The sequence below is a fragment of the Erythrobacteraceae bacterium WH01K genome, assembly GCA_027941995.1.
Lineage (GTDB): Bacteria > Pseudomonadota > Alphaproteobacteria > Sphingomonadales > Sphingomonadaceae > CAJXSN01.
Genome location: CP115966.1, coordinates 2,196,639 through 2,217,797 on the forward strand (window position 1 = coordinate 2,196,639; position 21,159 = coordinate 2,217,797).

Consider the following 21,159-nt stretch of genomic DNA (forward strand, 5'->3'; position numbering starts at 1 on the left):
CGGCCCATGACCGACAGCAGGACAGGAGGGCTGGCGAGGAAACTCCCGGCCCTTCTTGCCGTGCTGGTCCCTGTCGGCGCCGGCCTGCTATATCTGTGGGCAGCCGGGGCACCGGGGCGATACATCGCCATCAATTCAGGCGCGCTGATCATCGCATCAGGGTGGATTCTGGCGGGACGGTCGCCGCGCACCCTACGCGCGCACCGCATCATGGTCGTCTTTCTGCTCGCGCTGTGTTTCGTCCCCCTTGTGACCGGGCCATGGGTCAACGGGATCGCCCGCTGGCTGCCGGTGGGTCCGCTGTCGCTTCACGCAGGCTCGCTCGCCTTCCCCGCGATTGCCGTGCTGGCTGCGCGGGACCGGGAGTTCGCGGCGCCCATTCTGCTGGCCGCCATTCTTGCTGCCTCGCTCCAGCCGGATGCAGCATTCGGTTTTGCCGCCGTATTCGCCGCCGCCGGCCTGCACGACCGGACCCGCGACTGGCGCATAGGACTTGTCTGCATCGTGGGGTTCGCTGCATCCCTGATCATGGCCGTGCGGGGAGAGCTACCGCCCCAACCCTTTGTCGAACGGGTTATCGTCGATGCCATGCAGATCTCCATGGCCGCTGGAATCGGATTGATGCTGGCCATGGCGGCCGGCTTTGCGCTGGTGTTGTTTGCCGCCCCTTTCTACACCCATACCCGTTTCGCACTGGCGGGCGCGTGGTTCGGCTTTGCCATCATCGCGCTCATCTCGCACTATCCCGGCATCCTCATCGGATATGGTGCATCCCCCATCCTCGGCTTCGGCCTTGCCCTCGGCCTTTCGGTGCCGCCCCAAGAAGAGACCCCGTCATGACCCTGCCCCCGTTCCATCTTGCCTTCCCTGTTCACGACCTCGATGCCGCGCGCGGCTTCTACGGCGGCATCCTTGGCTGCCCCGAGGGCCGCAGCAGCGACGAATGGATCGACTTCGACTTCTATGGCCACCAGATCGTGGCGCACCACGCCCCCGCCGGAACCGGCGAGGGCGGCACAGGCGCGAGCAACCACGTCGACGGGGAGGACGTGCCTGTTCCCCATTTCGGCGCGGTCCTGTCGATGGAAGAATGGCGCATCCTGTCGAAGCGGCTGACGGCAGAGGGTGTCGATTTCATCATCGCCCCGACCATCCGCTTCGAAGGCCAGCCGGGAGAGCAGGCGACGATGTTCTTCCGCGATCCCAGCGGCAATGCGATCGAGATAAAGGCCATGGCCGACCCGTCGAACCTGTTTGCCCGCTGACGCCAACCCAGCCTGTCCCCCTGACGGAGTCTCGCCCATGACCTTTCCCAGCCTGACCGACCAGCCCGGCGCACTGGAAACCGCCTCCCTGATCCGCGAAGGCCGGCTTTCCCCGTCGGAGGCCACGGACCGCGCCATCGCCCGGATCGAAGCGCGCGACGGTCCGATCAATGCGGTGGTGGTGCGCGCTTTCGACAGGGCGCGCGATACGGCAAAGGCAATGGATCGGCAGACGCCCCTGCCGCACCAGACGCTGTTCGGAGTTCCGCTGACGATCAAGGAAAGCTTCGACGTGGCGGGCCTGCCCACGTGCTGGGGGCTGAAGGACCACGCCGGGCGTATCGCGCAGGCCGACGCCGCCGTGGTGCGCCAGCTGAAAGCGGCAGGCGCGGTCTTGCTGGGCAAGACCAACGTCCCGCCCGGCCTGGCCGACTGGCAAAGCTTCAACCCCCTCCATGGTCGCACGCGCAACCCGCATGACGTCGACCGGAGCGCCGGGGGATCGTCCGGTGGCGCTGCTGCAGCGGTCGCAAGCGGCATGGTCGCTGCCGAATTCGGCACCGATATCGGCGGTTCGGTGCGCGTGCCCGCCCATTTCTGCGGCATCTGGGGCCACAAGCCGAGCTGGGGTCTCGTCAGTTCGGAAGGGCACACCGATCCCGCCTTTGCCGACCGCGGCCGGCATGACGGGGCATTGAACGTGGCAGGACCGCTGGCCCGTAACGCGGCCGACCTGGCCGCGATGCTGGAACTGACTGCCACCATTCCCCTGCTGCGGCGGGACAAGTCGCTGGAGACAATGCGCTTCCTCGCCCTGCTCGACCACCCGGCCAGCCCGATAGACGACGATGTGCGCCAGCCGATCGAGGCAGCTCTGGATGTCCTGCGCGGTGTGGGAGCCTCCGTGGACGTGGGTTACACCGATCTGCCGGACCTGGCGGGCGATCACGCCGCCTATCTGAAGATGCTCAACATCACCATGGCACGCGGGGCCCCGTCGCCCGGTGGCCATCAGGCAAGCGCAGCGGACTGGTTCGACCTGATGGACGCGCAGGTCCGGTGCGAGCGAAGCTGGGCGCGCCTTTTCGAAAGTTACGACTTCGTGCTTGCCCCGCCCGCCAATATCCTCGCCTTCCCGCACAGGAACGAGCCGCTCTTTCGCGGCAAGATCGCGATCAACGGAGAGGAGCGCGACGCGGCGGAGGGGCTGGCATGGGCCGGTATCGCGACTTTCCCGAACCTGCCGGCGACCGTCCTGCCCGTGGGGGCAAGCGGAGACCTGCCTTGCGGAATGCAGGTCATCGGTCCGCGCTGGAGCGACTTCGATTGCATCGCCGCTGCCGAGGCCATAGGGGCGCGGCTGCACGGCTGAATATCACGCCGGGCATGGCAGGCGAGGCGCGGCAGCGACCGCCCGTTTTCGGAGTAGTTCATGGCAAAACGCCTCTGGATGCAGCGTTTCGCGCGGTGGCATGTCTGGCTCGGCTGGCTGATCGGCGTGCCCGTCGTGATGTGGACCGCGACCGGGCTGCTGATGGTTTCGCGCCCGATCGAGGAAGTGCGCGGCGAGCATCTTCGCAAGCCCATGGCCGCCCAGCCCATTCCGCCCGGCACACAGCTGCTCGCCATGCCGCCCGCAGACAACGTGACCGAAATCACCCAGCGCATGCGCGGCGGGAGACTGGAATATATCGCCACGCTCAGCGACGGTCGCAAGATCGCTTACAACCTGTCCGACAACAGCCCGGCCGGCGCGCGAACGGCAGAGGAAGCAGCCGCGATCGTCCGGCAGAATATCGTGGGCGGAGAGGCGGTGGAGGTCGTCAACGCATTTACCGCAGACGCGCCGCCTTTCGATTTTCGCCGCCCCGTCGATGGCTACCAGGTGGTGCTGGCAAGCGGCACGAGGGTCTATGTGGAGAAAGCGACCGGCGACATCGCCGCCGTGCGCACCGGCTGGTGGCGGATGTTCGACTTTGCCTGGGGGCTGCACATCATGGACCTGGAAACGCGCGAGGATAGCTCGCATCCCGTGCTGATCCTGTTCGCGCTGCTGGCGCTGGTGGGTACGATGCTGGGCTGCGTCTTGATGTTCCGGCGCCGCAGGGCGAAGACCGGACCATGATTCCCGATCCCACAGTCATCCTGACGCCGTTGCTCGACTGGCTCGATATTGCCGGGGTGGCCGTATTCGCCCTGTCCGGTGCTCTGATTGCCGCGAAGGAACGGCAGACGTTCGTCACGCTGACCTTCTTCGCTCTGGTGACCGGCGTCGGCGGCGGCACGGTGCGCGACCTCCTGATCGGCGCGCCCGTGTTCTGGATCAACGACGCATGGGTCGCCGCCACCTGCATGATCGTGGCGCTGCTGGTGTGGTACACGCCGACGCGGTGGTGGGATGGCAAGCTGCTCGATTATTCCGACGGCATCGGCCTGACCGCCTATGCCGTGCTGGGAAGCGCGAAGGCTCTGACCTACGGCATTCCGCCGGTTCCGGCGATGATGATGGGGGTCGTGACAGGGTGCGTCGGCGGGGTGATGCGAGACGTGATTGCGGGGCGCCCGTCCATCCTGATGCGGCCCGAGCTCTACGTCACCGCAGCGGCGCTCTCGGCAACGCTATGCGTGGCGGGAGAAATGCTGGGTGGCCCGCGGACGCTGGTCTGGCCGCTGGCAACGGTCGCCGGGCTGATCCTTCGCAGCGCCGCGATCCGTTTCAACCTTGCGCTGCCTGCATACAACGAACGGCTGGTGGCGACGGATGCCGAAGGGGAAGCCCCTCCCCTGTCGGAGGAACAGGGCTAGCCGCGCGGGGCCGAACGCCGGCGCTCAGCCGCCGTAATTGCCCTCGTCCGCATACTGGTACTCGTCCGCTACCGGACCGCCCGGATAGGCTGGCTGCGGACCTTGCTGTACGCCGGCAGGCAGGTCCTCGTCAGCAGGACTGGAAAGGTCCGGCTCGGCATAGCCGGCAGAGGTCCGGGCACGCGCATAGACTGCATCGTCCCATTGCCCGTCTGCAGCGGCGCTGGTGCGCAACGCACCGTCATATCCGGCCCCTGTGAAGCCGCCGCGCGCGCCGTAGTCGATCCCGTCAATGCGTCCGTCATTGCCGATCCGGCAGCTGAACCCATCGCCATTGTAGAGCGTGCCGGTCACGTTCCAGCCGGACCCGTTCCGGTCCACGCCGTCGATCTCGCCGATGCGGACATCGCGCTCGATCTCACGCACGCACTGGTCGACCGCGCGGTCGAGGCCGCTGGACGTGTCGTAGGACGGGCCGGAGGTGCGATAGCGGCGGTCGGGATACCGGTCCCGGTCGCGGTTCTTGCTGGCTGCGCTGGCGACCGCGGCTATCGTGCCCAGGATGGCGACGCCTGCGATGATGTCGCCGGCGCTCGTCCGGTTCCGGTAGCCGCGATAGCCCCGGTATCCGCGATAGCCACGATAACGGTGACGCTGGGCATTCTCGGCGTCGGCATCATAGGCCGCTGCCGGCGCCACGGCGCTGCGCTGCGTCGACACGGGAAGCTCTGCCGCGGCGACGGGCGTGGCGGCCATGGACAGGGTCGCCCCTGCGGCGATGAATGCGGAACGGACGGTCATAATGGTTTGCCCCCTTGGCAAATCGCGTGGATGGCGTGCACAACATGCCGCCAGTCATGATCGAAAAGCTAGGCGGTCCAGCCTGTCTTCCGGCTGAACCGCCCGGCCCGGGATTTGCGGGCCGTAATCATCCGGCCTCGCTACCGATCATAGCGGACCGGAAATGCCGCTGTAATCGATGTCGACCACACGGCCGCGCTGGATGTCGCAGGTGAACCGGCCGTGGTCCTTGTCGCCGTAACCGCTGCGACCGTATCCGTAGCGATTGCGGTCATAGCGCGAATTGTAGCGATAGTTCCGGTCGCGGTAGCCATAGCGGCCACGATAGCTGTCTTCCTCGACCGCGATGCGGCCCTTCACGCGCCAGCCATAGCGCGTATCGTCGACATCCCTGATGTCGGTCACGCGAACGCCCCTGTATCCATAGCGCCGCGCTTCCTGCGTGGCGGCAGCGACACAGCGCTCCACGGCAGCCCGCGGATTGCCGCGGCTGCGATAGTAATTGTCACGGTAGCCGCGGTCATAACGATAATCGCCGCGGTAACGGTCACGATCCTTGCCGATCGACGATGCGACAGCGGCAATCCCACCGAGGATCACGGCCCCTGCAATCACTTCGCCTGCAGAAATGCCGTCATTGTCGTAACGGTCGCGGGCGGATGCCGGGGCTGCAGACGTTACCGCCATCGCGCCAGCGGCAGCGGTACCGAGCAGGGCTTTGGAAACGGTGTTCATGTCTTGCTCCTCGTAATCAGGCGAAGGCGGAATGCCCTCGACTGATTACGGGTCTAGCAAGGGCCCGGTGAGGCGAGCCTGAAGCGGGCCGACAGGAGTTGTTCATACAAAACGTTACTTTTGTGAACATTCCTGCGACACCGCGTTACTATTATCGTCAGTCGGCAAACTCCAGTCCGGTGAACCAGCCGAGGAACCCGAGCACGTCGGCCGCTTCCTCGATGGCCTTGTCGGTCGGCTTGCCGCTGCCGTGTCCGGCGCGAGTCTCGATCCGGATCAGCTGCGGCCTGTCGCCCAGGTCCGCCGCCTGCAGCGCAGCCGTGTACTTGAAGCTGTGCCCCGGGACCACCCGGTCGTCCGTGTCTGCCGTGGTTACCAGGACAGCCGGATAATCGGTCCCATCCTGAACATTGTGATACGGCGAGTAGGTCATCTGTTTCAGGAAATCGGCTTCCTTGTTCGGATAGCCGTAATCGTCGACCCAGTAGCGCCCGGCGGTAAAGCGGTCGAAACGGACCATGTCCATCACGCCCACCGCAGGGCTGGCCGCGGCGAACAGGTCGGGCCGCTGGTTGGTGACGGCACCCACCAGCAGGCCGCCATTGGAGCCGCCATTGATGGCCAGGCCGCCTTCGGGCGTGATGCCCTGCTCGATCAGATACTCGCCCGCGGCGATGAAGTCGTCGAACACGTTCTGCTTGTTCTGCAGGCGCCCGCCATCGTGCCACGCCTTGCCGTATTCCCCGCCGCCGCGGATATTTGCGACGACATAGGCGCCCCCTGCCTCGACCCAGGCAAGGCGCGACGGGCTGAAGCCCGGGGTCAGCGAGATGTTGAAGCCGCCATAGCCGTACAGCAGCGTAGGCACGGCCTCGCCGCTTTCGGCCACCTCTTTCGAGCGGACGATGAACATCGGAACCCGCGTGCCGTCCTTGCTTTCGTAGAATTTCTGCTCGACCACGAAGGCATCGGGATCGAACGCGACCTCGGGCTGTGCCCAAGGGGTGCTTGCCCCCGTTTCCATGTCGTAGCGATAGATCGCAGCGGGCTGGTTGTAGCTCGTGAAGTAATAGAACGTCTCGTCGGCGTCGGTATCCCCGCCGAAACCGCCGGCCGATCCGATGCCGGGCAGCGCCACCTCGCGCAGCGGGTTACCGTCGAGGTCGAAGATGTCGATCTGGCTCTTCGCATCGCGCAGATAGCTGGCCACCAGCTTTCCGCCGACCAGCGACACGCCGCCCAGCGTCTCTTCCGCTTCGGGGATGACGGTCGTCCATTCCGGCGTCGCCGCCGCGATATCGGTCTTCACGACCTTCTCAAGCGGCGCTCCGTCATTGGTGGTGAAGAAGAAGGTGCTGCCGGTATTGCCGACATAGGAATAGGAATGCTCGAACCCCGGCACGATGGTGCGCGGCTCGGCATCGGTATCCTCGCGGTCGATCAGCGTCACTTCGTAGCGATCGTCCGTCCCGCTGGAGCTGGTGACGACGACATAGCGCCCGTCATCGCTGACCTGCGCGATGTGATTGAGTTCCGGCTGGTCGGGCGTTTCGTAGACCAGCTCGTCCTGCGCCTGTGCGGTGCCGAGGCGATGGAAATAGACCTTGTGATCGGTGTTGAGCGCCTGGAACGTCTCGCCCTCCCCCGTCGCCGGGAAACGGCTGTAGTAATAACCGCTGCCGTCCTTCGCCCAGTCGAGCGCGGAGAACTTCACCCATTCCACCGGATCCCCGATCGTAACACCCTCATCCACGTCCATCACGTGCACGGTGCGCCAGTCGCTGCCGCCGTCCTGGATGGCGTAGAGCAGCTTCGTGCCATCGGGGCTCGGCTCCCATCCGCCCAGCGCGGTCGCATCGTCTTCCGACCATTCGTTGGGATCGATCAGGACGCGCGCCTCGCCGTCCAGCCCTTCGCGGACATACAGCACGCTCTGGTTCTGCAAGCCATCATTGCGGGTGTAGAAATAGCGCCCGCCCTTTTCCTGCGGCAAGCCGAACCGTTCGTAGTCGGTCAGCTCGGTGATGCGCGTCTTCAGCGCCTCGCGGCCGGGGATTTGCGCCAGGAAGGCGTCTGTCGCCTCGTTCTGCGCTTCTACCCATGCAGCGACTTCCTCGTCCTCGCGCACGTCGTTTTCCAGCCAGCGATAGGGATCGGCGACATCCACCCCGAACTGCGTATCGACCACGTCGCCGCGGCGGGTTTCGGGATATTCGGGCACGGTCATGCTGGGCTTGGCTTCCTCGGTCTGGGTGTGGTCGTGCGCGCCGAGAGCCGTCATCGGCACGGTCAGCGCGAGCAGGCTGGCAGAGCCTGCGAGAATGGTCTTGCGGATCATGGAAGGGGCAACCTCTCGTTACATGTTCTGTGTGGTATTGGATGTAGCCACCGGGCGGCGGCGTTCAATCCTCCAGCGCGGCCAGCACGTCGCGGGTGAAGGCGGCGATGTCGAACCCGCCCTGCCCGGCCGGATCCTCGCCCCGCCGCACGATGACGACATCGCGGCTGGGCACGACGACGACGAACTGTCCGCGATTGCCCATGGCGGCGTAGGTATCGGGCGGAACGCCCTCGCTCGCATTCAGCAGCCACCAGCCCGCGCCATAGCCGAACGGGCGCCCCTCCGGCTGCGGGCCGGCGGGGGAGGAGACGTAGTCAGTCCAGCCTTCGGGCAGGATGCGCTCTCCCGATGGCAGAACGCCACCGTCCAAGTGCAGTTGTCCCAGCCGCGCCAGATCGCGCGCGGTGGACCAGACCTGGCTCGACAAGATGTAATCGCCCTCCGCATCGCGCTCCGCAATCGTCGAATTCATGCCGAGCGCCGGGAAAAACGCATCGAAACCTGGCTGGTCCCGGAAGCTGGCGAGTGCGCCTATGGCCATCAGCGTATCGTTGTTGGCATAGCGATAGACCGTGCCCGGCGGGTGGATCAGCGGCCAGTGCGCCGCCGTTTCCGCCACCAGGCTGCCACCGAAATAGAGCGGGTCGGTCCGGTTCCCGGGCGTATCGGAATACCGGCCCGATGCCATGCGGAGCAGGTGGTCGACCGTGATAGCACGGCGGGGATCGTCGTCGGCCTCCCCCAGCCCCGCGCTATCGGCGGTATTTATCAAGCCGCCCTGCTGGAAACCACCGATGATGGTCGCGGCAATGCTCTTGGCGACGGACCAGGTGCGCTGGGGCACGCGGGGCCCATGATCGGGCCCATAAGCTTCGCTCGCCAGTTCGCCGCGCTGGAGGACAACGGCTGCGGTCGTGCGTGCGCCTTCGCCGTAGACCGGATCGAAAGCGGTCCGCGCCAGCGCTTCGCCCCGGGTCGCCGCTACACCGTCGAAATCATCACTGCGGTCGATCTCGGTCGATGACTCGAACCGGTCGAGACCGCCGGGAACTGCGCTGCCGACAGGCAGGTCGATGCACCCCTTGTCCGGTATGTGCAGCGCGATGCGCGGCGGCATGTCCTGCGCAAACGGCACGGTCACGTGGTCAATCACACCATCAGCGCCGCGCTCTATGGTAGCGGTGAGATCGGCGAGGATGGGATCCAGCTTGGGGTAAATACCGGACAGCTCGTAACGCTCGACGCTCTCTGCGCTTCGCCGTGCGCCGAACAGTTCCGCATGCCCGATCGCGCTGCACAGCATCAGCGCCTTGTACCCTGCCGCCAGGGCCCGGTCGTAGCGGGCATCCAGCCTTTCCTGTGCATCCTGTGCAGCAGCGGGAGAAGCGGCGAGGAGCAGCGCGGCAGCGCTGGCAATGGTCGTGCGGATCATGGCAGCGGACCCTAGCTGCGCCCGGAAAAAAGGAAAGGGCCGCCGGATTGTCTCCGGCGGCCCTTTCCCGTTTTCGTCTCGAAGGCGCGGCTTACGCGTCTTCGTATTCGTCGTCCTCGGTCATGACCGGGCCGCTGTCCCGGCCCTTCGCGTCTTCGTCGCGGTCGACCAGTTCGATCACCGCCATCTGCGAGGCGTCACTGGCGCGGTAGCCGGCCTTGATGATGCGCGTGTAACCGCCGTCACGGTCGGAATAACGCTCTGTTAGGACGTCGAACAGCTTCTTCAGCTGCGTCTCGTCGAGCAGCTTGCTCTGTGCAAGACGGCGGTTCGACAGGCCACCACGCTTTGCCAGCGTGATCAGCTTCTCGACATAGGGACGCAGTTCCTTCGCCTTTGGCAGCGTGGTGACGATCTGTTCGTGCTTGATCAGCGCGGCAGCCATGTTGCGAAACAGGGCCTTGCGGTGGCCCGACTTGCGCGAAAGCTTGCGCTGGGAAATCTTGTGACGCATTTCATTCTACTCCGTTCGTAAGGGGCCCGTATGAGGTAGCCCGGTACGGGCCGGAATTTCGGGTCCGGCCCATTCCCGTAAGCGAGGGTGTCAGCCCAGCAGCTCCTGTTCGAGCTTCTTGGCCATTTCCTCGATGTTCTCGGGCGGCCATCCAGGGATGTCCATGCCGAGGCGCAGGCCCATGCTGGACAGCACTTCCTTGATCTCGTTGAGCGACTTGCGGCCGAAATTCGGCGTGCGCAGCATCTCGGCTTCGGTCTTCTGGACCAGATCGCCGATATAGATGATGTTGTCGTTCTTGAGGCAGTTGGCGCTGCGGACCGACAGTTCCAGTTCGTCGACCTTCTTAAGAAGGTAGCGGTTGAGCTGGTTGGCGTCCGATTCCTGCGGCTCAGCCGCGACGCCGATCATGGCGCTGGACGGCTGCGGAATGCCTTCCTCGAAGTGGACGAACAGCGTCAGCTGGTCCTGCAGGATGCGCGCGGCATAGGCCACGGCATCTTCCGGAGCGACCGTACCGTCGGTCTCGACGTTCAGGCTCAGCTTGTCGAAGTCCAGTTCCTGGCCGACGCGGGCCTTCTCGACCTTGTAGCTGACCTGGCGGACCGGCGAATACAGGCTGTCGACCGGGATCAGGCCGATCGGCGCATCGGCCGGGCGGTTCTGCACCGCAGGCACGTAGCCGCTGCCGACATCCGCCGTCAGTTCCATGTTGAGGTTCGCACCTTCGTCGAGGTGGCAGATCACGAGATCCTTGTTCATGATCTCGATATCGCCCGACACGGCGATGTCGCCGGCGGTGACTTCACCCGGGCCGGTTGCGGAAAGCTGCAGGCGCTTGGGACCTTCGCCTTCCATCTTGAGGGCGATCTGCTTCACGTTCAGGACGATGTCGGTGACGTCTTCCCGCACGCCGGCAAGGCTGCTGAATTCGTGGAGGACGTTCTCGATCTTGATCGAGGTGATGGCTGCGCCCTGGAGGGAGGAGAGCAGGACGCGGCGCAGCGCATTGCCCAGCGTCAGGCCGAAACCGCGCTCGAGCGGTTCGGCGATGAAGGTGGCCTTGCGCTTCTTGTCGCCGCCTTCCTTGATTTCGAGCTGGTTGGGTTTCTTCAGTTCCTGCCAGTTCTTGGTATTGACGGACATGGATTTCCCCTATTTCGCCATTGGGCGTTCGGATGCGGGTCAGACCGGAGCGCTGCGGGAGGCGCGTCCGGTCCGTCAGGTGTTGGCGGCGGCCCCGCGAAGGGCCGCCGGACAAGTGCGGATCAGACGCGGCGCCGCTTGGATGGCCGCACGCCGTTGTGCGGGATCGGCGTGACGTCGCGAATGGAAGTAATGGTGAAACCGACAGCTGCAAGACCGCGCAGCGCGCTCTCGCGGCCCGAACCCGGGCCCTTCACTTCGACTTCCAGCGTGCGGACGCCGTGTTCGGCGGCCTTCTTGCCGGCATCGTCCGCGGCAACCTGGGCGGCGTAGGGCGTCGACTTGCGGCTGCCCTTGAAGCCCATCATGCCGGCGCTGGACCAGCTGATCGCATTGCCCTGCGCGTCGGTGATGGTGATCATGGTGTTGTTGAAACTGGCGTTGATGTGCGCAACGCCGCTGGAAATGTTTTTCCGCTCGCGTTTCCTGATGCGGCCTGGTTCGCGTGCCATTGTGTGTCGTTCCTCGTATTCGGGTAGCTGGTAAGAAAGGCGCGGTCGCGCTTACTTCTTCTTGCCTGCGATCGGCTTCGCCTTGCCCTTGCGGGTGCGGGCGTTGGTGTGGGTGCGCTGGCCGCGAACGGGCAGGCCGTTACGGTGGCGCAGGCCGCGATAGGACCGCAGGTCCATCAGGCGCTTGATGTTCATCGCCGTGTTGCGGCGAAGGTCACCCTCGACCTGGTAGTCGGCGTCGATCGTTTCACGGATCTGCAGGATTTCCGCGTCGGTCAGGTCCTGAACGCGGACCTTGTGATCGATACCCAGCTTGTCGGCGATTTCCACGGCGGTCGTGCGACCGATTCCATGGATGTAGGTCAGCGCGATGATCACGCGCTTGTTGGTGGGGATGTTTACCCCGGCAATACGAGCCACTTAATTCTCCATGCTCCACAAGGACTTGGCAGATGCCTGAACGCCCTTATCTCATCGCTACAATTCAATCCGGCAGAAATGGTGGATTCCCGAAATGGAAAAAGCCCGGATTGGCACGCGACGAATCGACGACCGACCGGACAACCCAACATTTTTGTCGAATGACGAGGGCGCTTAAGGCGATTCCGACGTAACGTCAACAGCCAGCGCACCCTGAAAACGCGAGCACCGATATGGGTGCCGCGCGCAAGGCTCCAAGTTCGTGACATTCTCTAACCGCCCTGCCCGGCCCTGTCAAAACAGCCCGCCGCGAAACGCCCGCGATCGGGCCGAGATCAGTCCTCCAGTTCCGCCGCCAGCGCATCGAGCGCTTCGGCGACATCTTCTGCGCTGGTAGCGGGTGCGGGCGGGTCCTGCGTGGCGGCAGGCTCGTCGGCACTGCCTTCCTCGTCATCCGCCGCGGCCTCGTCCCCGGGTGCCGTATCTTCGTCATCCGGCACGGCTTCTTCGCTATCGCCCCCTGCCCCTACCGGTCCGCCAAACCGGGCCGCCAGTCCGGCGAGCTGCTGGTTCATGACACCATCGACAGCTTTCGCGATGACCGGAACTTCGTAACGCATGTGGCCGCCGACGACATATTCCCACAAAATGCGAGTGGTGCCATCCACCGGCTTCAGCGTGATCGTCAGGACGCCATCGGCAGGCTCCCCTTGCAAGGGCCCCAGCCCGCCCCGCATGCGAAGGACCTTGCGCGGAAAGGACTGGACCACGCTCATGTGGCGTACGCTGCCTTCCAGTCCGATCGCCCCGTCTTCCTCGCTGGCAGGAATACGCTCGCAGAAGCAGCCTCCGGCCTGCGGCTCCAACGTCATGTTAGAAGCATCGCCCGACCAGGTATGGGCATCGTTCCACCAGCCCCCGGGGGAGATGAGCGCCAGCCAGATCGCCTGCGTATCGGCCTCGACCACGACGCCGGCGCGCGTGGTGAAGCCGCTGTCCGATGCCTCGACGACCTCGGCATGGGCCGGCGCGGAAAGCGCGGCGACGGCCAGTGAAATTGCCGCCGGAAAATATTTGAATGTCATCGGTCCCATGACCTCCCTCTTCCCACCGGTTATCGCAAGCCGGCGGGACAAGGAAGGGCCTTAGGTAAGCAGCGCGTCGATCGCGTGGCTGACGTCCTCGATGGAGGCCATACCATCGACCCGTGCAACCAGGTCCTGCGCCTCGTAATGCGGCAGGATCGGCTGCGTCTTCGCGCGGTATTCCTGCATCCGCGTGCGAACCGTTTCCTCGTTATCGTCCGGGCGGCGCTTGAACTCGGTCGAACCGCACTGGTCGCACACGCCGTCCGTTTTCGGCGGGTTTGCCGTGTCGTGATAGAGCGTCCCGCATTCGGCGCAGGAGAACCGGCCCGTAATGCGTTCAACCAGAGCATCCTCGTCCACACCGAGCTCGATCACCCGCGTAAGGGATCGGCCATGCTTGGCGAGCAGACCGTCAAGCTGTTCAGCCTGTGCCTGCGTCCGCGGATAGCCGTCGAAGATCACGCCGGTTTCCGGCGCAAGCGCAGTCAGTTCCGCGTCGATCAGTTCCGATACGATGTCGTCCGACACCAACTCGCCGCGATCCATGACGACCTTCGCCTTCCGACCGACAGGCGTCTGGGCCTTGACCGCAGCGCGCAGCATGTCGCCGGTCGACAGCTGGCGCATGCCGTGATGTTCCACCATGCGATGCGCCTGCGTGCCCTTGCCAGCACCCGGAGGACCGAGAAGAATGATATTCACGCCTTAGAATCCCCCATCGAAACTGAATGACTGGCCAGCAACGGCATCGCTCAGCGCTTGCGACCCTTGAGCTTCGCCTTCTTGATCAGGTCACCATACTGGTGCGCCAGCAGATGCGACTGGACCTGGCTGATCGTATCCACAGTCACGTTGACCACGATGAGCAGGCTCGTTCCACCCAGGAACAGCGGAATGCCCGTCTGCGCGATCATGTATTCGGGAATGACACAGACCAGCGTCAGGTAGATCGCACCGACCACGGTGATACGCGTCAGGACGTAGTCGAGGTAGTCGGCAGTGCGCTTGCCGGGGCGGATGCCCGGAATGAAGCCGCCATTCTTCTTCAGGTTCTCGGCCGTTTCCTCAGGATTGAAGACAACGGCGGTGTAGAAGAACGCGAAGAAGATGATGCCGATGGCATACAGCGTCATGTAGATCGGCTGACCGTGCTGAAGGTACTGGTTCAGCATCACGATGAACCCGCCCGCAGTGCTGCCGGTATCGACGGAATTGCCGGCGAACTGGCTGATGGTCAGCGGCAGCAGAAGCAGTGAACTGGCGAAGATCGGCGGGATGACGCCTGCCGTGTTCAGTTTCAGGGGCAGGTGCGAACGGTCTGCCTGCATCATGCCGCGCTGCGTTGCACGCTTGGGATACTGGATCAGCAGGCGGCGCTGCGCGCGTTCCACGAAGCAGATGAACAGGATCAGCGCGACCACCATGATGATGAAGCCGACGATGATGAAGGCACTGATCGAACCCGTGCGGCCGCCTTCGAACATGTTGGCGGCAAAGGTCGGAAACTGCGCGACGATGCCGGCCATGATGATCAGGGAGACGCCGTTACCGATACCGCGCGCGGTGATCTGCTCACCCAGCCACAGCAGGAACATGGTCCCGCCAACGAGGCTGATGACGGCGCCGATCCGGAAGGTGAGACCAGGCTCGACCACCGCCTGCATTCCGCTCGCAGCACCGAAGGTTTCGAGGCCGGTCGCAAGGAAATACCCCTGGATCGCGGTCAGGAACACGGTGCCGTAGCGCGTGTACTGGTTGATCTTCTGGCGCCCGGTGGCGCCTTCCTTCTTCATCGCGGCGAGCGTGGGATGCAGGGCCGCGGCCATCTGCACCACGATCGAGGCGGTGATGTAGGGCATCACGCCGAGCGCGATGAGACTCATGCGCTCCAGGCTGCCGCCCGAGAAGGTGTTGAACAGGTCGAGGACCCCGCCCCGCGTCTGGTCGTACAGCGTGCTCAGAATCTGCGGATTGACACCCGGCAGCGGTACGAAGCTGAGGAAGCGGAACACGATCAGGGCGCCGAGCGTAAACCAGATGCGCTGGCGAAGCTCGGTGGCCTTGGAGAAATTGGCGAGACTCATATTGCTCGCGATATTGTCGGCGCGTGATGCCATCGGAACGTCTTGTATCCTGAACTATCGCCGGTCCCTCCCGGCCTTGCGGGACAGGACATAGGGAGCGGCGGGCCCGATGTCGAACCCGCCGCCCTCGATTTTGTCGATTATTTGGCTTTCTTGGACTTGTCCGCAGCCGTGCCGGTCTTCGTCTCGGCCTTGCTCGGCTTGGCCGAGGGAGTCTTCACCTCGACGACCTCGACACTGCCACCGGCCTTTTCGACCGCAGCGGTTGCGCCCTTGGACGCACCGGCGACGACCAGCTTGACCTTGGACGTGATCTCGCCCTTGCCCAGAAGGCGTACGCCGTCCTTGCCGCCACGGGCCAGGCCGGCAGCCTTCAGTGCCGCGTGATCGATATCCTTCTTGGCGTCGAGCTTCTTCGCGTCGATGAACTTCTGGATCATGCCCAGGTTCACTTCGGCGAAATCCTTGCCGAACGGGTTGTTGAACCCGCGCTTCGGCAGCCGCATGTGAAGCGGCATCTGGCCGCCTTCGAAGCCCTTGATCGCGACGCCCGAACGGCTCTTCTGGCCCTTCTGGCCGCGAGCCGCGGTCTTGCCCTTGCCAGAGCCGATACCGCGACCAACGCGGATACGGTTCTTGCGGGCACCGGGATTGTCACGGATATCGTTGAGTTTCATAGTCATGTCTGCACTCGCTTTCGCTTTTCTACGCGCTGGATGTTGCCATCCGGAAAGTGGTCAGGCCGCGCCTTTCGGGTGGAACCTGCCCATGGGGCAATTCGGCAATGTCTTCGGAAACGATGTTCGCACCGCAACCCTTGGGTATGCCGGAAAGTTCGGGCGCTTCCCTTAGCTGCTCGACTGCGGCAGCGAAAGCCCCTTGTTCATCGGGCGCCGCAACCCAGCGGGTCGCGTAAAAGCCCATGAGGGGCGCGCCCTGCTGCGTGTCGAGAGGAAAGTTTTCCCCCCGCAGCAGGACGCGCCATGTCGTCAATCGACGACCGCAACCATGTGCGGGAGCTTCGCGATCGCGCCGCGAACCTCGGGGGTGTCTTCAAGTTCGACAACCCGGTGCATCTTTCCGAGGCCGAGACCGACGAGGATCTTCTTCTGGCTCTCGGGACGACGGATCGGCGAACCGATCTGCTTGATCTTGATTTTCGCCATTGTGTCTTACTCCACCACGGCTTCGGCGTCGGCTTTCGCCTCGGCCTCGCTCGCACCGCCACGACCCAGCAGGTCGGCAACCTTCTTGCCCCGGCGCTGCGCCACCGATTTCGGCGACGTCTGGTCGGACAGCGCATCGAACGTTGCGCGGATCATGTTGTAGGGGTTGGACGTACCGACCGACTTGGTCACAACGTCCGCCACGCCCAGGCTCTCGAACACGGCACGCATCGGACCACCGGCGATGATGCCGGTACCCGGAGGTGCAGTGCGGATGGTCACCTTGCCGGCACCGAAACGGCCATTGCCGTCGTGATGCAGCGTGCGGCCTTCCTTCAGCGAGACGCGGATCATCTTCTTGCGCGCTGCTGCGGTTGCCTTGGTGATGGCCTCCGGAACTTCGCGGGCCTTGCCCTTACCGAAGCCGACGCGGCCCTGGCCGTCACCGACCACAACGAGAGCGGCGAAACCGAAGCGCTTACCGCCCTTCACCGTCTTCGAGACGCGGTTGATGTGGACCAGCTTTTCCGTGATGCCGTCATCCGGCTCGTCGCGGCCGCCGCGGCGGTTGTCACGGCCACCCCGGCCACCACGTCCGCCGCCACGATTGTCACGGCCACCGCCGCGGTTGTCGCGGCCGCCACGGGCATTTGCCTGCGTACGGGCATTGCCGTCGTCGCCCTGCGCCGGGCTCTGGTTGTCCGCCGCCTCGGAAGGCGTATCGGCGATCGCCGGTTCTTCCTTCTTCACTTCGGGACCACTTTCGGCCGAAGCAGCCTGTTCGATTTCAACCGGCTTCGTGTCTTCGCCCTTGGTTTCGGGCGTCTTGTTGTCGTCTGCCATGATCAGAACTCCAGCCCGCCTTCACGGGCGGCATCGGCCAGCGCTTTCACGCGGCCATGGAACAGGAACCCGCCGCGATCGAACACGACAGTGGTGACGCCGGCCTTCTTGGCGGCGGCAGCGATATCCTTGCCGACCGTCTTGGCGGCATCGATATTCGCACCCGAGCCCTTGCCACCGAGGGTGGAAGCAGCTGCGACCGTCTTGCCTTCGGCATCATCGATGATCTGGGCGTAGATGTGCTGGCCGGTACGGTGCACCGACAGGCGCGGCTTGTTGCCCGAACGCTTGCGGAGCGCGGTCCGGACGCGGCGGCGACGCCGTTCGAAAAGAGAAAGCTTTGCCATCTTACTTCTTCTTCCCTTCCTTGCGGAAGATGTATTCGCCCTGGTACTTGATACCCTTGCCCTTGTACGGCTCGGGCTTGCGCCACTGGCGGATGTTCGCGGCGAATTCGCCCACGGCCTGCTTGTCGATGCCCGAGACGATCACGGTCGTCTGGTCCGGCGTCTTGACCTCGAGGCCTTCCGGCACGGTCAGGTCGACGTCGTGGCTGTAGCCGAGCTGCAGCTTCAGCGTCTTGCCCTGTGCCTGCGCACGGTAGCCGACACCGCTGATTTCCAGCGTCTTGGTGAACCCTTCGGTCACGCCTTCGACGAGATTGGAGACCAGCGTGCGCTGCATGCCCCAGAAGGAGCGTGCCTGCTTCGTGTCATTGGCGGGATTGACCTGGATTTCCGAGTCTTCGATCTTGTAATCGATGAGGTCGGACATGCCCATGGACAGCGTGCCCTTGGGACCCTTCACGGTCAGCGTGTCGCCTTCGATCTTGGCCTCGACACCGCTGGGGATCGTGACGGCCTTCTTGCCGATGCGGCTCATCAGAACACCTCCGCCAGGACTTCGCCGCCGACATTCTCGGCCTGCGCTTCGTTGTCCGAAAGCACTCCGCGAGGGGTCGAGACGATGGTGATACCGAGGCCGTTGCGCACGGTCGGGAGATCTTTCGAACCCGAATAGACGCGGCGGCCCGGCTTGGAGACGCGGGCGACATGCTTGATGGCAGGTTCGCCTTCGAAATACTTCAGCTCGATGCGAAGCGCAGGGTGCTTGCCGCTCTCGTCTTCGGAATAGCCACGGATGTAGCCTTCGCGCTGAAGGACTTCGAGTACGTTCGCACGCAGCTTCGACGCAGGCGACAGGACGGAGTCCTTCTTCGCCTGCTGGCCGTTGCGGATACGGGTGAGCATATCACCCAGGGGATCGGTCATAGCCATATTCTAGATCCTCACCAGCTCGACTTGGTCAGGCCCGGAATCAGGCCCTTGTTGCCGAGGTTACGCAGTTCGATACGGTTGATGCCGAACTTGCGATAATAGCCGCGCGGGCGGCCGGTGGTGGAACAGCGGTTCCGGATACGCGTGGGATTCGCGTTACGGGGAATTTCCGCCATCTTGAGACGCGCCATCAGACGCTCGCTTTCGTCGAGCGACTTGTCGTCGGCAATTGCCTTCAACTTCTCGTACTTCGCAGCGTACTGCTTGACGAGCTTCTTGCGCTTCTCGTTCTTGTTGATGGAACTCAGTTTCGCCATTGGACTTAAGCTCTCTTCCTTACTTGTTGGTCAGGAGACGGCTCACGCCGCTTCCTTCTCTTCCGACTTTTCAGCCGGGAACGGGAAACCGAACAGCTTCAGAAGCTCGCGCGCTTCCTCGTCGGTCTTCGCCGTGGTGGTTACGATGATGTCCATGCCCCGGACGGTCTCGATCTTGTCGTACGAGATTTCGGGGAAGACGATCTGCTCCTTCATGCCCATGGCGTAATTGCCACGGCCGTCGAAGGAACGCGGGTTGAGGCCGCGGAAGTCACGGATACGGGGCATTGCCACCGTGACGAGGCGGTCGAGGAATTCGTACATGCGTTCACGGCGCAGGGTTACCTTCGCACCGATCGGCATGCCTTCGCGCAGCTTGAACTGTGCGATCGATTTCTTGGCCTTGGTGATGACCGGCTTCTGGCCGGCGATCAGGGCCATTTCCTCGGCCGCGACCTGGACCTTCTTCTTGTCCTGGCTCGCTTCGCCCACGCCCATGTTGAGCGTGATCTTTTCGAGCTTGGGCACTTCGAGACGGTTCTTGTAGCCGAACTTCTCGGTCATCGCCTTGACGATCTCGTCATCGTAGCGCGACTTCATGCGGGGCGTGTAATCAGCCATCGATCGTTTCTCCCGACTTCACGGCAATGCGGACCTTCTTGCCGTCCTTCTCTTCGAAGCGGACGCGGGTCGGCTTGCCATCCTTCGGATCGGCCACGGCCACCTTGGCGAGGAACATCGGCGCCTCGACGCGGTCGATGCCACCCTGCGGATTGGCCTGGCTGGGCTTGCGGTGGCGTGAGATCATGTTGACCCCTTCCACGACGACCTTGCCATCCTTCGGCAGGACCTTCGTGACGGTGCCGGTCTTGCCCTTGTCCTTGCCGGACAGGACGACGACGCTGTCACCCTTCTTGATGCGTGCGGATGCCATTACAGAACCTCCGGAGCGAGCGAGATGATCTTCATGAAGCCGCGGCCGCGCAGTTCGCGAACCACCGGGCCGAAGATACGGGTGCCGATCGGTTCCTCGCTCTTGTTGACGAGGACAGCGGCGTTGCTGTCGAAGCGGATCACGCTGCCATCGGGGCGGCGAACATCCTTCTTCGTGCGCACGATGACGGCGCGGTGAACGTCGCCCTTCTTCACTTTCGCGCGCGGCTGGGCTTCCTTCACGGAAACCACGATCACGTCGCCGACGGAGGCAAACCGACGCTTCGACCCGCCCAGCACCTTGATGCACTGGACGCGCTTCGCGCCGCTATTGTCCGCGACTTCGAGATTGGATTGCATCTGGATCATTGATCCGGTTCCTTCTCATTGGCTTGCCGGGACGGCCCCGCTTGCGGCGGGCGCCCGGCAGTTCCACTCAAATCAGCTGTCGGCTTCCGCTTTCGCGTCAGTCGTGTCTTCCTTGGGCGCGTCCGCAGGCTTTTCGGCCTTCGTCGGCTTCGCCGCAGCGACGTCGAGGTCGGCTTCCACCGCCTGCGTACCGCCAGCGGTCACCCGGTCCTTGACGAGCCAGGACTTGGTCTTGGAGATCGGCTTGGTCTCCTCGATCCGGACCACGTCGCCCAGGCTGTATTCGTTGTTTTCGTCGTGCGCGTGATACTTCTTCGAACGGCGAATGATCTTCGCGTAAAGCGGGTGCTTCACCTTGCGTTCGACCAGCACGGTCACGGTCTTGTCGGTCTTGTCGGAGGTGACAGTCCCGATCAGGATACGTTTCGGCATTGTCTACTCCTCAAGCCTTCTCTGCGGAAGCGGCCTTCGCACGCTCGGTCTGCAGAGTCTTGATCTTGGCGATGGTGCGGCGAACTTCGCGAACCCGGGCCGGAGCCTCGAGCTGGTTGGTTGCCGACTGGAAGCGCAGGTTGAACGCTTCACGCTTCAGTTCGACGAGCTCTTCCGAAAGCTGGTCGTCGCTCTTCTGGCGCAGATCTTCGATCTTGCTCATTATTCGCCTCCGAGGTGCGAGGTGTCGCCGAGACGGGCAACGACCTTCGTCTTGACCGGCAGCTTCATGGCAGCGCGGCTGAAGGCTTCAGCAGCGATCTGGCCCGAAACACCGTCCAGTTCGAACAGGATGCGGCCCGGCTTCACGCGTGCTGCCCAGTATTCGACGGAGCCCTTGCCCTTACCCTGACGGACTTCGGCAGGCTTCTTGGACACGGGCACATCGGGGAAGACGCGGATCCAGAGACGGCCCTGGCGCTTCATGTGACGGGTGATGGCACGACGCGCGGCTTCGATCTGGCGAGCGGTGATACGCTCCGGCTCGAGAGCCTTCAGACCGTAGGAGCCGAAATTAAGTGCGGTGCCACCCTTGGCGTCGCCCTTGATCCGGCCCTTGAAAGCCTTGCGGTACTTGGTTTTCTTCGGTTGCAGCATGGTTCTTTCCTATGTCCTGCAA

Annotated in this window: 29 protein-coding genes and 1 pseudogene; 5 read left to right on the forward strand and 25 right to left on the reverse strand. The window is 63.9% G+C overall.

Annotated features, from left to right (window positions below):
* Positions 1 to 6 precede the first annotated feature (6 nt).
* From PF049_10765 to PF049_10785, 5 genes are read left to right on the forward strand one after another with little or no spacing between them, the layout of a single operon-like run.
* Complete coding sequence (locus PF049_10765; protein WBY16074.1) at positions 7 to 840, forward strand: hypothetical protein; 834 nt, start codon at positions 7 to 9, stop codon at positions 838 to 840.
* Positions 837 to 1,265: a VOC family protein gene (locus PF049_10770; protein ID WBY16075.1), complete on the forward strand. Its 429-nt coding sequence runs from the start codon at positions 837 to 839 to the stop codon at positions 1,263 to 1,265. The genes PF049_10765 and PF049_10770 overlap by 4 nt, the downstream gene beginning before the upstream one ends.
* Before the next feature lie 37 nt (positions 1,266 to 1,302).
* On the forward strand, positions 1,303 to 2,637 hold the full coding sequence (locus PF049_10775) for an amidase family protein (protein ID WBY16076.1): 1,335 nt from the start codon (positions 1,303 to 1,305) through the stop codon (positions 2,635 to 2,637).
* Between the two features lie 60 nt (positions 2,638 to 2,697).
* Complete coding sequence (locus PF049_10780) at positions 2,698 to 3,390, forward strand: PepSY domain-containing protein (GenBank protein WBY16077.1); 693 nt, start codon at positions 2,698 to 2,700, stop codon at positions 3,388 to 3,390.
* Positions 3,387 to 4,070, forward strand: a complete 684-nt coding sequence (locus tag PF049_10785) for a trimeric intracellular cation channel family protein (GenBank protein ID WBY16078.1) — start codon at positions 3,387 to 3,389, stop codon at positions 4,068 to 4,070. Before PF049_10780 ends, PF049_10785 begins: the two co-directional genes overlap by 4 nt.
* 24 nt (positions 4,071 to 4,094) lie before the next feature.
* Here PF049_10785 and PF049_10790 read toward each other — a convergent pair whose 3' ends face one another.
* From PF049_10790 to rplP, 25 genes and pseudogenes are all read right to left on the reverse strand, one after another.
* Positions 4,095 to 4,871 (reverse strand): hypothetical protein, encoded by a 777-nt coding sequence (locus PF049_10790; GenBank protein ID WBY16079.1) that lies wholly within the window; start codon positions 4,869 to 4,871, stop codon positions 4,095 to 4,097.
* Between the two features lie 147 nt (positions 4,872 to 5,018).
* On the reverse strand, positions 5,019 to 5,606 hold the full coding sequence (locus PF049_10795; GenBank protein WBY16080.1) for a hypothetical protein: 588 nt from the start codon (positions 5,604 to 5,606) through the stop codon (positions 5,019 to 5,021).
* Between the two features lie 157 nt (positions 5,607 to 5,763).
* A complete protein-coding gene (locus PF049_10800) occupies positions 5,764 to 7,944 on the reverse strand; it encodes a prolyl oligopeptidase family serine peptidase (GenBank protein ID WBY16081.1) in 2,181 nt (726 codons plus the stop codon).
* Between the two features lie 64 nt (positions 7,945 to 8,008).
* Positions 8,009 to 9,379: a serine hydrolase gene (locus PF049_10805; GenBank protein WBY16082.1), complete on the reverse strand. Its 1,371-nt coding sequence runs from the start codon at positions 9,377 to 9,379 to the stop codon at positions 8,009 to 8,011.
* A 91-nt stretch (positions 9,380 to 9,470) separates the two neighbouring features.
* Positions 9,471 to 9,893 carry a 50S ribosomal protein L17 gene (rplQ, locus tag PF049_10810; GenBank protein ID WBY16083.1) on the reverse strand — a complete coding sequence of 141 codons (423 nt, stop codon included), beginning with the start codon at positions 9,891 to 9,893 and terminating at the stop codon, positions 9,471 to 9,473.
* Between the two features lie 90 nt (positions 9,894 to 9,983).
* Positions 9,984 to 11,039 carry a DNA-directed RNA polymerase subunit alpha gene (locus PF049_10815; protein WBY16084.1) on the reverse strand — a complete coding sequence of 352 codons (1,056 nt, stop codon included), beginning with the start codon at positions 11,037 to 11,039 and terminating at the stop codon, positions 9,984 to 9,986.
* Between the two features lie 122 nt (positions 11,040 to 11,161).
* Positions 11,162 to 11,551 (reverse strand): 30S ribosomal protein S11, encoded by a 390-nt coding sequence (gene rpsK, locus PF049_10820; GenBank protein WBY16085.1) that lies wholly within the window; start codon positions 11,549 to 11,551, stop codon positions 11,162 to 11,164.
* A 51-nt stretch (positions 11,552 to 11,602) separates the two neighbouring features.
* Positions 11,603 to 11,971, reverse strand: coding sequence for a 30S ribosomal protein S13 (rpsM, locus tag PF049_10825; GenBank protein ID WBY16086.1), 369 nt, complete (start codon positions 11,969 to 11,971; stop codon positions 11,603 to 11,605).
* Between the two features lie 335 nt (positions 11,972 to 12,306).
* A complete protein-coding gene (locus PF049_10830; GenBank protein ID WBY16087.1) occupies positions 12,307 to 13,056 on the reverse strand; it encodes an SRPBCC family protein in 750 nt (249 codons plus the stop codon).
* Positions 13,057 to 13,116: 60 nt separating this feature from the next.
* A complete protein-coding gene (locus tag PF049_10835) occupies positions 13,117 to 13,761 on the reverse strand; it encodes an adenylate kinase (GenBank protein WBY16088.1) in 645 nt (214 codons plus the stop codon).
* Between the two features lie 50 nt (positions 13,762 to 13,811).
* Complete coding sequence (gene secY / locus PF049_10840) at positions 13,812 to 15,176, reverse strand: preprotein translocase subunit SecY (protein ID WBY16089.1); 1,365 nt, start codon at positions 15,174 to 15,176, stop codon at positions 13,812 to 13,814.
* A gap of 107 nt (positions 15,177 to 15,283) precedes the next feature.
* Positions 15,284 to 15,820 (reverse strand): 50S ribosomal protein L15, encoded by a 537-nt coding sequence (rplO, locus tag PF049_10845; GenBank protein ID WBY17905.1) that lies wholly within the window; start codon positions 15,818 to 15,820, stop codon positions 15,284 to 15,286.
* Between the two features lie 28 nt (positions 15,821 to 15,848).
* Complete coding sequence (locus tag PF049_10850; GenBank protein WBY16090.1) at positions 15,849 to 16,136, reverse strand: hypothetical protein; 288 nt, start codon at positions 16,134 to 16,136, stop codon at positions 15,849 to 15,851.
* Positions 16,133 to 16,309 (reverse strand): 50S ribosomal protein L30, encoded by a 177-nt coding sequence (gene rpmD / locus PF049_10855; GenBank protein ID WBY16091.1) that lies wholly within the window; start codon positions 16,307 to 16,309, stop codon positions 16,133 to 16,135. The genes PF049_10850 and rpmD overlap by 4 nt, the downstream gene beginning before the upstream one ends.
* A gap of 6 nt (positions 16,310 to 16,315) precedes the next feature.
* Complete coding sequence (gene rpsE, locus PF049_10860; GenBank protein ID WBY17906.1) at positions 16,316 to 17,155, reverse strand: 30S ribosomal protein S5; 840 nt, start codon at positions 17,153 to 17,155, stop codon at positions 16,316 to 16,318.
* Positions 17,155 to 17,499 carry a 50S ribosomal protein L18 gene (gene rplR / locus PF049_10865; GenBank protein WBY16092.1) on the reverse strand — a complete coding sequence of 115 codons (345 nt, stop codon included), beginning with the start codon at positions 17,497 to 17,499 and terminating at the stop codon, positions 17,155 to 17,157. The genes rpsE and rplR overlap by 1 nt, the downstream gene beginning before the upstream one ends.
* A gap of 1 nt (position 17,500) precedes the next feature.
* Positions 17,501 to 18,034: a 50S ribosomal protein L6 gene (rplF, locus tag PF049_10870; GenBank protein WBY16093.1), complete on the reverse strand. Its 534-nt coding sequence runs from the start codon at positions 18,032 to 18,034 to the stop codon at positions 17,501 to 17,503.
* The gene (rpsH, locus tag PF049_10875; GenBank protein WBY16094.1) at positions 18,034 to 18,429 is read right to left on the reverse strand and encodes a 30S ribosomal protein S8; all 396 of its coding nucleotides are present in this window, start codon (positions 18,427 to 18,429) and stop codon (positions 18,034 to 18,036) included. Before rpsH ends, rplF begins: the two co-directional genes overlap by 1 nt.
* Before the next feature lie 11 nt (positions 18,430 to 18,440).
* Positions 18,441 to 18,746 carry a 30S ribosomal protein S14 gene (gene rpsN / locus PF049_10880; protein WBY16095.1) on the reverse strand — a complete coding sequence of 102 codons (306 nt, stop codon included), beginning with the start codon at positions 18,744 to 18,746 and terminating at the stop codon, positions 18,441 to 18,443.
* A gap of 42 nt (positions 18,747 to 18,788) precedes the next feature.
* On the reverse strand, positions 18,789 to 19,367 hold the full coding sequence (rplE, locus tag PF049_10885; protein WBY16096.1) for a 50S ribosomal protein L5: 579 nt from the start codon (positions 19,365 to 19,367) through the stop codon (positions 18,789 to 18,791).
* Positions 19,360 to 19,680, reverse strand: coding sequence for a 50S ribosomal protein L24 (gene rplX, locus PF049_10890; protein WBY16097.1), 321 nt, complete (start codon positions 19,678 to 19,680; stop codon positions 19,360 to 19,362). Before rplX ends, rplE begins: the two co-directional genes overlap by 8 nt.
* Positions 19,680 to 20,048, reverse strand: coding sequence for a 50S ribosomal protein L14 (rplN, locus tag PF049_10895; protein ID WBY16098.1), 369 nt, complete (start codon positions 20,046 to 20,048; stop codon positions 19,680 to 19,682). Before rplN ends, rplX begins: the two co-directional genes overlap by 1 nt.
* A gap of 150 nt (positions 20,049 to 20,198) precedes the next feature.
* Positions 20,199 to 20,480: pseudogene (gene rpsQ, locus PF049_10900) on the reverse strand (30S ribosomal protein S17).
* 10 nt (positions 20,481 to 20,490) lie between these two features.
* Positions 20,491 to 20,703: a 50S ribosomal protein L29 gene (gene rpmC, locus PF049_10905; GenBank protein WBY16099.1), complete on the reverse strand. Its 213-nt coding sequence runs from the start codon at positions 20,701 to 20,703 to the stop codon at positions 20,491 to 20,493.
* Positions 20,703 to 21,137, reverse strand: a complete 435-nt coding sequence (gene rplP / locus PF049_10910; GenBank protein ID WBY16100.1) for a 50S ribosomal protein L16 — start codon at positions 21,135 to 21,137, stop codon at positions 20,703 to 20,705. The genes rpmC and rplP overlap by 1 nt, the downstream gene beginning before the upstream one ends.
* Positions 21,138 to 21,159 lie beyond the last annotated feature (22 nt).

What these genes read in the sequence shown, in the direction of transcription:
- PF049_10765 (WBY16074.1), top strand. Translation starts at nt 7, where the DNA reads ATGACCGACAGCAGGACAGGAGGGCTGGCGAGGAAACTCCCGGCCCTT.
- PF049_10770 (WBY16075.1), top strand. Translation starts at nt 837, where the DNA reads ATGACCCTGCCCCCGTTCCATCTTGCCTTCCCTGTTCACGACCTCGAT.
- PF049_10775 (WBY16076.1), top strand. Translation starts at nt 1,303, where the DNA reads ATGACCTTTCCCAGCCTGACCGACCAGCCCGGCGCACTGGAAACCGCC.
- PF049_10780 (WBY16077.1), top strand. Translation starts at nt 2,698, where the DNA reads ATGGCAAAACGCCTCTGGATGCAGCGTTTCGCGCGGTGGCATGTCTGG.
- PF049_10785 (WBY16078.1), top strand. Translation starts at nt 3,387, where the DNA reads ATGATTCCCGATCCCACAGTCATCCTGACGCCGTTGCTCGACTGGCTC.
- PF049_10790 (WBY16079.1), bottom strand. Translation starts at nt 4,871, where the DNA reads ATGACCGTCCGTTCCGCATTCATCGCCGCAGGGGCGACCCTGTCCATG.
- PF049_10795 (WBY16080.1), bottom strand. Translation starts at nt 5,606, where the DNA reads ATGAACACCGTTTCCAAAGCCCTGCTCGGTACCGCTGCCGCTGGCGCG.
- PF049_10800 (WBY16081.1), bottom strand. Translation starts at nt 7,944, where the DNA reads ATGATCCGCAAGACCATTCTCGCAGGCTCTGCCAGCCTGCTCGCGCTG.
- PF049_10805 (WBY16082.1), bottom strand. Translation starts at nt 9,379, where the DNA reads ATGATCCGCACGACCATTGCCAGCGCTGCCGCGCTGCTCCTCGCCGCT.
- rplQ (WBY16083.1), bottom strand. Translation starts at nt 9,893, where the DNA reads ATGCGTCACAAGATTTCCCAGCGCAAGCTTTCGCGCAAGTCGGGCCAC.
- PF049_10815 (WBY16084.1), bottom strand. Translation starts at nt 11,039, where the DNA reads ATGTCCGTCAATACCAAGAACTGGCAGGAACTGAAGAAACCCAACCAG.
- rpsK (WBY16085.1), bottom strand. Translation starts at nt 11,551, where the DNA reads ATGGCACGCGAACCAGGCCGCATCAGGAAACGCGAGCGGAAAAACATT.
- PF049_10830 (WBY16087.1), bottom strand. Translation starts at nt 13,056, where the DNA reads ATGACATTCAAATATTTTCCGGCGGCAATTTCACTGGCCGTCGCCGCG.
- secY (WBY16089.1), bottom strand. Translation starts at nt 15,176, where the DNA reads ATGGCATCACGCGCCGACAATATCGCGAGCAATATGAGTCTCGCCAAT.
- rplO (WBY17905.1), bottom strand. Translation starts at nt 15,820, where the DNA reads ATGAAACTCAACGATATCCGTGACAATCCCGGTGCCCGCAAGAACCGT.
- rpmD (WBY16091.1), bottom strand. Translation starts at nt 16,309, where the DNA reads ATGGCGAAAATCAAGATCAAGCAGATCGGTTCGCCGATCCGTCGTCCC.
- rplR (WBY16092.1), bottom strand. Translation starts at nt 17,499, where the DNA reads ATGGCAAAGCTTTCTCTTTTCGAACGGCGTCGCCGCCGCGTCCGGACC.
- rplF (WBY16093.1), bottom strand. Translation starts at nt 18,034, where the DNA reads ATGAGCCGCATCGGCAAGAAGGCCGTCACGATCCCCAGCGGTGTCGAG.
- rpsH (WBY16094.1), bottom strand. Translation starts at nt 18,429, where the DNA reads ATGGCTATGACCGATCCCCTGGGTGATATGCTCACCCGTATCCGCAAC.
- rpsN (WBY16095.1), bottom strand. Translation starts at nt 18,746, where the DNA reads ATGGCGAAACTGAGTTCCATCAACAAGAACGAGAAGCGCAAGAAGCTC.
- rplE (WBY16096.1), bottom strand. Translation starts at nt 19,367, where the DNA reads ATGGCTGATTACACGCCCCGCATGAAGTCGCGCTACGATGACGAGATC.
- rplX (WBY16097.1), bottom strand. Translation starts at nt 19,680, where the DNA reads ATGGCATCCGCACGCATCAAGAAGGGTGACAGCGTCGTCGTCCTGTCC.
- rplN (WBY16098.1), bottom strand. Translation starts at nt 20,048, where the DNA reads ATGATCCAGATGCAATCCAATCTCGAAGTCGCGGACAATAGCGGCGCG.
- rpmC (WBY16099.1), bottom strand. Translation starts at nt 20,703, where the DNA reads ATGAGCAAGATCGAAGATCTGCGCCAGAAGAGCGACGACCAGCTTTCG.
- rplP (WBY16100.1), bottom strand. Translation starts at nt 21,137, where the DNA reads ATGCTGCAACCGAAGAAAACCAAGTACCGCAAGGCTTTCAAGGGCCGG.